Source organism: Escherichia sp. AM3 (assembly GCF_032029835.1).
Classification (GTDB): domain Bacteria; phylum Pseudomonadota; class Gammaproteobacteria; order Enterobacterales; family Enterobacteriaceae; genus Escherichia; species Escherichia coli.
This window is the reverse complement of the sequence record NZ_JAVUPQ010000965.1, coordinates 1-273: the sequence shown is the minus strand read 5'-3', so window position 1 is coordinate 273 and position 273 is coordinate 1. Positions and strand designations below refer to the sequence as shown.

Genomic DNA, 273 nt, shown 5'->3' with positions numbered 1-273 from the left:
AGTTAGGTATCCCTTATCGGACCTTCTCTCTTGCAGATGCAGAAACAGTCAGTGCGGCGCTTATGGATGTTGCCGTTGTGCTGAACTGTGCCGGCCCCTTTATGTATACGGCCAGTGCTTTGATGAGGGCGGCGGTTAACAGTAAAACCCATTATCTGGATGTTGCTGCTGAACCCGACAGCTACAGGCTTGCTGAGATCCTTGATGCTGATGCAGCGGCTGCAGGCGTGATGCTCTTACCGGGATGTGGTGGCAGCGTGGCCATGCTGGGTT

The 273-nt window shown here is 54.2% G+C and carries 1 protein-coding gene; it reads left to right on the top strand.

Features of this window, described 5'->3' with window-relative positions; translation table 11 throughout:
• Positions 1-273, top strand: a 273-nt coding sequence (locus tag RTW80_RS29270) for a saccharopine dehydrogenase NADP-binding domain-containing protein (RefSeq protein ID WP_312721628.1), incomplete at both ends; no start/stop codon positions are given.